We start from the raw sequence: 8,147 nt of genomic DNA, 5'->3' as shown, positions 1-8,147 counted from the left end.
GGCGCTCGCCGCGCAGGCGGCCGTGGCGCACGCCTCCGACCGGGGCGCCCGGATCGCCGCCGTCGCCATCGCGCTGGCGTGGCACGTCGCGATCGGGCTGCCGGCGGCGCTCGCCGCCCGCGCGGAGTTCACCGCGCCGGTCGTGGTGCTCGGCGGGTGGGTGGTGGTCGCCGTGGCCGGCGCGGTGGCCGGGGTACGGCTGCTGCGCGGCGCTCCGCTCCCGCCGTGGCCGCTCGCCGGGCTGCTGCTGGCCGTCGACGCGGCGGTGTTCGCCGCGTCCGGCGAACGGCAGCTGTTCACCGCCGCCAACTGGGTGTGGAGCACGCTCGGCTGGTTCTTCGTGCTGGCGGTGTGGGGCCGGCGGGTCACCGGGCTGGTCGCGCTGCTGACCACGCACGCGTTGATCGCGCTGGTCGCCGTGCTCGGGCACGGCCACGACACGGCTGACCTGGCCCGCTACGTGATGTACGTCTACGGCACCTTCTCGCTGCCGGTGGCGGTCTTCGTGGGCGGCGCGGTGATCGTCGGCCTGGCCCGGGAACGGGCCGCGACCGCGGCCGCCGCGCACGCGATGGCGGCCGAGCGGGACGCCGCCGAGCGGGGTCTTCGGGAACGCCGCGACCGTCTCGCCCTGGTCGGCGCCGCGGCCGGGCGGGTGCTGGGCGAACTGGCCGACGGGCGGGCCGACCCGGACGACCCGGAGGTGCAGCGCCGGTGCGTGCTGGCCGCGGCCCGGCTGCGCCGCCTGATCGCCGAGTCCGACGACGTGCCCGACCCGCTGCTGCACGAGCTGCGGGCCGCCGCCGACCTGGCCGAACGCAACGGGTTGCCGATCGACCTGGTCACGATCGGCAGCCCGCCGCCGCTGCCGGTGGAGATCCGCCGCCGGCTGGCCGACCCGCTCACCGGCATCCTCGCCGACGCTCGGGGCTGGGCCCGGCTGACCGTCGTCTCCGGACCGGACGAGGTGGTGGTCAGCCTCGTCACGCCGGACCGGGAGGGGCCGGACGGGACCGGCCCACCGCCCGGGGAGCACGACGACGGGCCGGTGCAGCACCACTACGAGCGGGACGGGGACATCAGATGGGCGCAGACCCGGTGGCGGAGATGACCGGCGACCGGCCGGTCGGAATCGCGATCGTCGACGACCACCCGGTGGTGGTCGAGGGGGTCCGCGCCTGGCTCGCCACCGAGCCGAGGTTGACGGTGCTGGCCACCGGGGACGACCCGGACGAGGTGCTGCGGGCCGCGCCGGACGCCGACGTGGTCCTGCTCGACCTGCGCCTGCACGGGCGCATGGCGTTGGACAAGCTCGCCGAGCTGAGCGCGACCGGGCGTCGGGTGGTTGTCTACTCGGAGCACACCGACCCGGACACGATGCTCGCCGCGCTGGACGCCGGGGCGGTGGCGTTCCTGGCCAAGCACGAAGGCCGGGAGCACTGCGTGGCGACGGTGCTGGCCGCGGCCAGCGACCGCCCGTACGTGCCGCCGGCGCTGGCCGGTGCGATGGTCGGCGACCCGCGGCCGGACCGGCCGATGCTGTCGGACAAGGAGCGTGAGGCGCTGCTGCTCTGGTTCCAGTCGATGTCCAAGGCGTCGGTGGCCCGCCGGATGCAGATCAGCGAGCACACGGTGAAGCAGTACGTCGACCGTGCGCGGATCAAGTACACCCGGGCGGGGAGGCCGGCCGCCACAAAGGCGGCGCTGCTCGCCCGGGCGATCGAGGACGGCCTCGTCCGCCCGGAGGAGATCGGCATCTACCGGTCACAGGCGGCGCACGACCGGCCGACCCCCTAACGGGCGTCATGACACCGGCCCCCGGGTCAGCGAGGCTCGACGCACACCAGCTGACCGGGAGGTGACGATGCACGCCGACGCGTCCCCCTTCTTCATCGGTCCACACCGGTTCGACGCGCCGGACGACGACGCCGGGCCGATCCTCGACCGCCGCTACGAACTGCGCCCGGCACCGGGTGAGAAGGTGCTCGGCCGGCACCGGCTGCTGGTCGCCGGTTACCTGTTGGGGCCGACCGACGCGCGACGCGGCTGGCGGCTGCCCGGGCCGGTGTCGGTGACCGTGACCGACCAACGGATCTGCTGGGTGGGCACCGGGGCGCAGCTGTCCCTGGTCGCCGACGAGACGCCCCCGCTCCGGCCGGCGGGTCGGCTGGCGGGCCTGATGAGCGGGCAGATCCGCTGGCAGTGGCCGTCGCGTCTGGAGCTGCCGCCGCCCGCCCCGGACGCGGCGGCGCAGTTGCTGATCGTCTGCGACGCGCTGCGCACCATCCAACAGCCGGCTCTGGCTTTCGCCGGGGCGATCGGGGAGGTCAGCGCGCTGGCCCGGCAGGTCCGCCGGGCGGTGGCCATGTTCCGGCTCACCCACCCGCAGCTCGTGGACCTCTCCGCCCAGGAGCGCGACGTGCTGCTGCTGCGGGCCGGCCCCGCGCTGCTCGCCGGGGACACCCGGGTCACCCTGCCCGGCTCGCTGCCGGTGGAGTTCCGGTCCCGGGACGACTACTACCGGGGGCCGGAGCCGACCCGGTGGGGCGGGCTCGCAGGCGGCGCAGCATCCGGGCGTCGGTGAACCCGACGGTCCGCGCGGCGGACTCCACCGTCGACCCGTGCCCGATCAGGTGCTCGGCGCGTTCCACCCGCAGCAGCTGCTGATAGCCGAGCGGGGTGAGCCCGGTTGTCCCACGGAACAGCCGGGTCAGCGTCCGCTCGGCCACGCCGCCGGCGGCGGCCAGCTCGGCCAGCGGCAGTGGCTCGGCGTACCGGGTGTCGATCAGGTCCTGCACGCGGTGCACCGCGTCGGAGAGGTGCGAGCGGTGCCGCATCATCGCGCTGGCCTGTTGCTCGTGCCCGTTGCGCCGGGCGTAGACGACCAGCGTGCGGGCGATCCGCGCGGCGGTCGCCGGGCCGTGCCGGGTGGCCACCAGGTGCAGCGCCACGTCGATGCCGCTGGCGATGCCGGCCGAGGTGACCACCCGGTCGTCGACGACGTACAGCACGTCGCGGGCCACCCGGGCCGCCGGGTGCCGGCGCGCCAGGTCGTCCTGCACCTCGTGGTGGGTGGTGCAGCGCCGGCCGTCGAGCAGCCCGGCCCGACCGAGGGCGTACGCGCCGGCGCAGACGCTGGCCACGGTGCCGCCGGCGGCGTGATGATCCGCCAGCCGCCGCAGGTCGACCGGGGAGACCGGTCCCTGCGGCCCGTGCGCCGACGGCCGCCAGCCCGGCACCAGCACCAGGTCGTCCGGGGTGAGCTCGGGCCACCGGGTGTCGGCGACCAGCGGTACGCCCTGCACGGTGGGCACCTGCTCCCGCTCGGCGACGTAGTGCAGCCGGTAGTCGTAGCCGAGGTCGGCGGCGCTGGAGAAGACCTGGGCCGGCCCGGCGAGATCCAGCAGGTGCAGCTGCGGGACCAGCAGGAAGACGACCCGGGTCACCGGGTCAGCCCCGGACGTCGGTGGAGGCCAGGCCGGTCAGCTCGTCCACCGTGCGGATGGTGGCGAAGCGGCCGGCCAGCGCGTACTCGGTGCGGCTGACGACGTCCTCGGCGGACAGGGTGCGCGGGTCGGCGAGGATCTCGTCGACCGTGGCGGTCTCCGGCAGGCTGCGGTGTGGGATGGGGAAGGTCAGCGTGGCGTCGCTGACGAAGGTCATCCGGTAGCCGAGGTCGGCGCCGACCCGGGTGGTGGTCTCGACGCACTGCTCGGTGCGGATGCCGCAGACGGTGAGGTCGTGCACCCCGGCCAGGGTGAGCAGTTGCTGGAGGTTGGTGGTGGTGAACGCGTTGTGCGCGGTCTTGACCAGTGTCGGCTCGCCCTCGACGGGGACCAGCCCGTCGATCAGCCGCACGTGCCCGAGGGCCGGGTCGAACACCCCGCCCGTCGCGGGCTCGGAGTGCAGGACCCAGACCACCAGGTCGCCGCGCTCGCGGGCGGCGGCGACCAGCCGGTCGACCTGCCGGACCAGGTCGGGGTTGGAGCCGTACGCCCAGATCGGGCGCTGGCGGAAGGACTCCTGGACGTCGATCACGACGAGTGCTTCTCTGCTCATGGCTCCGATCCTGGCCGGACTGCGGCCGCGACGGCAGACACCATCATGCCCGGATGCGGAACGATCCGGTCACCACCGGGTCACGTGCTGGGGGCGCGCTGCTCGGCGGCGGCGTCCAGGGCGGCGGCCTCCTCCGGGGTCGGCGCGCTGCCGCCCAGGTGCGCCGGCTGCCACCAGGTGTCCTCCGGGCCGGCCGGCTGCTCCGGGTACTCCCGCTGGGCCCGGTCGACGAGCGCGCTGAGCCGGGTGGTCAACTCGGCAGCCAGCACGTTCGGGTCCGGGTGGTCCGCCGGGTGGATGGGCTCGCCGATCAGGATGCTGATCGGCGTGTGCCGGCGGGTCAGGGTGCGCGGGCGGCCCTTCGTCCAGAGCCGCTGGGTGCCCCACAGCGCGACCGGCAGCACCGGCACCTTCGCCGAGCGGGCCATCCGGACGGTGCCGCTCTTCAACTCCTTCACCGTGAACGATCGGCTGATCGTCGCCTCGGGAAACACACCGACCACCTCGCCACGCTTGAGCGCGTCCACGGCCGACCGGAACGAGGCGGCCCCGGCCTGCCGGTCCACCGGGATGTGTCGCATCCCTCGCATCAGCGGGCCGGAGACCCGGTGCGTGAAGACGGACTGCTTGGCCATGAACCGGACCAGCCGGTGCGACTCGTTCGCGCCCAGCCCGCAGAAGATGAAGTCGAGGTAGCTGATGTGGTTGCTGGCCAGCACCGCCCCACCCGTGCGGGGTACGTGGTGGGCGCCCTCGATGGTGATCTTCAGGTCGAGGACCCGGAACAGCGTCTTGGCGGCGGCGATAACGGGCGGGTACACGAGCTCCGGCATCCGCAGAATCTACCCTGCCCGGCTGGAGATCGGCTGGGTGGCAACGGCCGTCGCCGCCTCGTGGTTCTGCCCCTGGCTGATCTCCTGGCCGTGCTCCGCGGCGTGGACCACGATGGCGGGATGACGGAACGAGCGGTGCTGCTCTGGATCCACGGCGGGGGCTGGCGCGCGCGGGCCAGCGAGGACGGCGCGGCGCTGGCCGGGCACGGGCTGCGGGTGGTGCCGGCCCGCTACCGGCTGGCGCACGAGGCGCACTGGCCGGCCCAACTGGCCGACGTACGGCAGGAGGCCCGCCGGGCCCGCGAGGACGGCCTGCCGCTGCTGGTGGGGGGCGACTCGGCCGGCGCCATGCTCGCCCTCCAGGTGGGACTGCGCGGCGTCGACCGGCCGGACGACGTGGCCGGCGTGCTGGCGTACTGGCCGCCGGTGGACCCGATGGACCCGGAGTGGACGCGGCTGCGCGCCGGCGACGACCCCTGGGCCGACCTGCTCGGCCACCCGCCGGCGCCCGGCGACCCGGCCACCGTCGACGCCACGGTCGGCACCCACCTCGGCAACCGGGTGCCGGTTCTGCTGGTGCACGGCACGGAGGACCGCTCGGTCCCGGTGAGCCAGACCGTGCGGCTCACCGGTGCGCTGCTGGCCGCCGGGCACCCGGTGCACAGTTGGGTGACCCATGGCGGGCACGCTTTGGCCCTGGACCGGCCGGACCTGCGGGCGGTGGCCGCCGCGTTCCTGGGCACCGTGCTGCCGCCCGGCTGACCCCACGCGCCTGCCGGTCCGGGACGGCCCGGCCCGCACGGTGGGTCAGTCGGAGAGTTTCTCGAGGTCGATCCGGCCCCGGGCGAACGCGTCCACCCGACCCCAGCGGCCCGGGATGTCCAGCACCTCGATCCGGCCCATCCCCATCGGCAGCCGCGGCTCGACCGCCAGGTGCCCCTCGTGCGGCTCCAGGCCGAGCATGGTGCGCAACAGCAGCAGCGGCGTACCGGTCGACCAGGCCTGCGGGCTGCACGCCGTCGGGTACTCCACCGGGAACTTGGTCAGCTCCCGCGGGTAGCCACCGAACGCCTCCGGCAACCGCCCGTCGAAGTAGGTGGCCGCGTCCAGGATGCCGCTGGCGATGGTGGCGGCCTCCTCGGCGAAGCCGTACCGGCGTAGACCCCAGGCGATGAAGGAGTTGTCGAACGGCCAGATCGTGCCGTTGTGGTAGCCGATCGGGTTGTAGCGGGCCTCCCCCTCGGCCAGCGTGCGCACGCCCCAGCCGGTGAAGAGCCGCGGCCCCACCAGGTGCTGCGCGAGCTTCTCCGCCCGCTCGTGGTCGACGATCCCGCTCCACAGCAGGTGACCGATGTTCGAGCTGAGGACGTCGCACTGGCGGCCGGTCGGGTCCAGGGCGAGGGCGTAGTACTCGCCGTCCGTCACCCAGAAGTCCTGGTTGAACCGCTGCTTCAGCTCCGCCGCCTCCCGCTCCAACTGGTCGGCGAACTCCGGGTCACCCCAGAACTCCCGGGCCAGCCGGGCCCCGCGCACCTTCGCGTCGTACGCGTACCCCTGCACCTCACAGGTGGCCCGGGGGAACGGCGGCAGCGTGCCGTCGGAGTAGGAGATCGAGTCCCAGGAGTCCTTCCAGCACTGGTTCTCCAGGCCGGTGTCGGTGTTGCGGCGCTCGTACCAGATGTAGCCGTTGCCGACCAGGTCGGCGTAGGTGTCGATCCACCGCAGCGCGGCCCGGGACTCCTGCTCCAACTCCTTCACCAGAGCGACGTCGCCGCTCCACCGCTCGTACTCGTCGAGCAGCACGACGAACAGCGGCGTCGCGTCCACCGAGCCGTAGTACGGCGAGTGCGGCTGCTCCTCGAACGCGGCGGTCTCGCCGTAGCGCATCTCGTGCAGGATCCGGCCCGGGTCCTCGTCGCGGAAGTCGTCGAAGCGGCTGCCCTGCAGGGCGGCCAGGATGCGCAGCGTGGTCTTCGACAGCTGCGGGGTGAACGGCAGCGTCTGCAGGCAGGTGAGGATGCTGTCCCGGCCGAACATCGTCATGAACCAGGGCAGGCCGGCGGCCGGCAGGGTGGCGCCGCCCAGCGACAACGGCGAGAAGCGCAGCGCCGCCAGGTCGATCAGGCTGCGGCGGTACGTGCTGGCCACCCGGCCGTGCTCACTGTTGACCTTGGGGGCGTCCGCGATCCACTTCTCCAGGTCGTGCTGGAGGGCGAGCCGTTCGGTGCCGTGCGACCGCAGCCCGATCCGCAGGTCCCGGCCTGCGGGCCCGACCGCGTGCGTCCCCACCTCGATCGCGGTGTTCCACTGCTCGTTGGGTTCGAGGTGGATGGTGTACGCGAGTCCCTTGCTGTCGTAGCGGGCCGGCACCGAGGAGGAGATGACGGTCTCCCGCACGAAGTTGCCCCGGCGGTATCCCAGTCGCAACCGGTCCGCCTCGACCTCGGAGTAGATCTCGCCCTTCTTGTTGACGATCTCGTCCTTGACCTGGAACAGGTCGGCGAAGTCCGACGCCGCGTCCATCCGGATCTCCAGATCGACCGGCTTCTCGTCGTGGTTGAGGATGGTGATCTGCTCGCGGAAGCTGCCGCCGACCGCCCGCTCCCGGATGATCGACAGCTTCGCGTCGATGTAGTGCGTCGCCACCCCGGGCACCAGGAAGAACCGTGACTCGAAGTACTGGAGGTCGTCGAAGGAGAGCGAGTTGAGCCGCTCGCCGTTCACGGTCAGCACCCAGGTGGACAGAAAACGGGTGTCGATGGAGAACAGCCCCGTCGGCTCGCTCGGCGTCGCCTCGATGTCGCCGGTGTCCTCGCAGACGACGAACGTGTTGCCGTCCAGGATCCGGATCGTGTTGCTCTGGCCCATCAGTCCACCTCTCCCGAGAATCGACGGCGCGGCCCGAGGGCGTCCGGGGAACCCGGGAAGATCCGCTCCACCTGCACCACGAGTCGGGCGTCACCCATCACCGTCATGTCCCCCCGCAGCAGGGCGGCCAGGCCGTGCTCGCGGCCCGTGGCGATGTCGTCGAAGAGCGCCGGGCTGGTCCCGATGACCGTGTCCGCCTCCCGGTCCTCCTGGCTCACGTTCAGCCGGCCGTGGTCGATCGTCAGCAGCCAGTGCCGGGTCTGCGCCCCCTCGTGCAGATCGATGCGCAGCGTCCCGGAGGTCTTCGCCAGCAGGGGTTCGTACCCCCGCCGGTCCAGGTCCTCGAAGAACCTCATGGTCGCGTCCCCCATCGGGCACTCCTCCCCC

At 73.4% G+C, this 8,147-nt stretch carries 9 protein-coding genes; 4 read left to right on the top strand and 5 right to left on the bottom strand.

Features of this window, described 5'->3' with window-relative positions; all coding sequences use genetic code 11:
- The 3 genes from DKT68_RS30200 to DKT68_RS30190 all read left to right on the top strand — a co-directional run.
- On the top strand, positions 1-1,111 hold a 1,111-nt coding region (locus DKT68_RS30200), incomplete at its 5' end, for a hypothetical protein (protein WP_109820776.1).
- Positions 1,084-1,797, top strand: coding sequence for a response regulator (locus DKT68_RS30195; RefSeq protein ID WP_109820775.1), 714 nt, complete (start codon positions 1,084-1,086; stop codon positions 1,795-1,797). The genes DKT68_RS30200 and DKT68_RS30195, both read left to right, overlap by 28 nt.
- Before the next feature lie 67 nt (positions 1,798-1,864).
- Positions 1,865-2,584: a hypothetical protein gene (locus tag DKT68_RS30190; RefSeq protein ID WP_146218453.1), complete on the top strand. Its 720-nt coding sequence runs from the start codon at positions 1,865-1,867 to the stop codon at positions 2,582-2,584.
- Here the strand turns inward: DKT68_RS30190 and DKT68_RS30185 are convergent.
- From DKT68_RS30185 to DKT68_RS30175, 3 genes are all read right to left on the bottom strand, one after another.
- A complete protein-coding gene (locus DKT68_RS30185) occupies positions 2,469-3,446 on the bottom strand; it encodes a GlxA family transcriptional regulator (RefSeq protein ID WP_109820774.1) in 978 nt (325 codons plus the stop codon). The two genes, DKT68_RS30190 and DKT68_RS30185, sit on opposite strands and share 116 nt — an antisense overlap.
- 4 nt (positions 3,447-3,450) lie before the next feature.
- On the bottom strand, positions 3,451-4,059 hold the full coding sequence (locus tag DKT68_RS30180; RefSeq protein WP_109820773.1) for an isochorismatase family protein: 609 nt from the start codon (positions 4,057-4,059) through the stop codon (positions 3,451-3,453).
- An 80-nt stretch (positions 4,060-4,139) separates the two neighbouring features.
- Complete coding sequence (locus DKT68_RS30175) at positions 4,140-4,892, bottom strand: lysophospholipid acyltransferase family protein (RefSeq protein WP_109820772.1); 753 nt, start codon at positions 4,890-4,892, stop codon at positions 4,140-4,142.
- A 120-nt stretch (positions 4,893-5,012) separates the two neighbouring features.
- Between DKT68_RS30175 and DKT68_RS30170 the strand changes: the two genes are divergently transcribed.
- Positions 5,013-5,654, top strand: a complete 642-nt coding sequence (locus tag DKT68_RS30170) for an alpha/beta hydrolase (protein WP_109820771.1) — start codon at positions 5,013-5,015, stop codon at positions 5,652-5,654.
- A gap of 45 nt (positions 5,655-5,699) precedes the next feature.
- Here DKT68_RS30170 and DKT68_RS30165 read toward each other — a convergent pair whose 3' ends face one another.
- A complete protein-coding gene (locus DKT68_RS30165; RefSeq protein WP_109820770.1) occupies positions 5,700-7,760 on the bottom strand; it encodes an amylo-alpha-1,6-glucosidase in 2,061 nt (686 codons plus the stop codon).
- Positions 7,760-8,131 carry an SCP2 sterol-binding domain-containing protein gene (locus DKT68_RS30160; protein WP_109820769.1) on the bottom strand — a complete coding sequence of 124 codons (372 nt, stop codon included), beginning with the start codon at positions 8,129-8,131 and terminating at the stop codon, positions 7,760-7,762. The genes DKT68_RS30165 and DKT68_RS30160 overlap by 1 nt, the downstream gene beginning before the upstream one ends.
- Positions 8,132-8,147: the final 16 nt, after the last annotated feature.

This window comes from Micromonospora acroterricola (assembly GCF_003172955.1).
Taxonomy (GTDB): Bacteria; Actinomycetota; Actinomycetes; order Mycobacteriales; family Micromonosporaceae; genus Micromonospora; species Micromonospora acroterricola.
This window is presented reverse-complemented; position numbering and strand designations above follow the sequence as displayed.

What these genes read in the sequence shown, in the direction of transcription:
- DKT68_RS30170 (WP_109820771.1), top strand. Translation starts at nt 5,013, where the DNA reads ATGACGGAACGAGCGGTGCTGCTCTGGATCCACGGCGGGGGCTGGCGC.
- DKT68_RS30195 (WP_109820775.1), top strand. Translation starts at nt 1,084, where the DNA reads ATGGGCGCAGACCCGGTGGCGGAGATGACCGGCGACCGGCCGGTCGGA.
- DKT68_RS30190 (WP_146218453.1), top strand. Translation starts at nt 1,865, where the DNA reads ATGCACGCCGACGCGTCCCCCTTCTTCATCGGTCCACACCGGTTCGAC.
- DKT68_RS30180 (WP_109820773.1), bottom strand. Translation starts at nt 4,059, where the DNA reads ATGAGCAGAGAAGCACTCGTCGTGATCGACGTCCAGGAGTCCTTCCGC.
- DKT68_RS30175 (WP_109820772.1), bottom strand. Translation starts at nt 4,892, where the DNA reads ATGCCGGAGCTCGTGTACCCGCCCGTTATCGCCGCCGCCAAGACGCTG.
- DKT68_RS30160 (WP_109820769.1), bottom strand. Translation starts at nt 8,131, where the DNA reads ATGGGGGACGCGACCATGAGGTTCTTCGAGGACCTGGACCGGCGGGGG.
- DKT68_RS30165 (WP_109820770.1), bottom strand. Translation starts at nt 7,760, where the DNA reads ATGGGCCAGAGCAACACGATCCGGATCCTGGACGGCAACACGTTCGTC.